The sequence below is a fragment of the Erwinia sp. PME.40.26/001 genome (genome assembly GCF_055556675.1).
This window is the reverse complement of the sequence record NZ_JBVHNP010000092.1, coordinates 1-283: the sequence shown is the minus strand read 5'-3', so window position 1 is coordinate 283 and position 283 is coordinate 1. Positions and strand designations below refer to the sequence as shown.

1 protein-coding gene is annotated in these 283 nt (G+C 56.5%); it reads right to left on the bottom strand.

The features are described from left to right. On the bottom strand, positions 1-230 hold a 230-nt coding region (locus ACZ3HG_RS23365), incomplete at its 3' end, for a hypothetical protein (protein WP_465334708.1). Positions 231-283 lie beyond the last annotated feature (53 nt).

Genomic DNA, 283 nt, shown 5'->3' with positions numbered 1-283 from the left:
CGAACGTACATATAGAGGAATAGATTTTTGTCAGGGAGAAGCACCGAGATGCCATCGAGGCGACCAACTGCCTGGTCTGCGGCGCTTAAGCGCGACAGCAGGGGTTGGATCGCAATTGGCGGGTTGGGCGGTAGAGGCTGCGGAACATAGGCCCGGACCTTCTCGCCGCCCGTAGTGGTCTCTACATATCGACCGATGCGAGAACTCTGCGCCAGTGGGGTGGTGGGCATCAGCTAACACCATGCTAAGTAAGCGTGGCTTTACTTAGCATGGACGCTAAGTA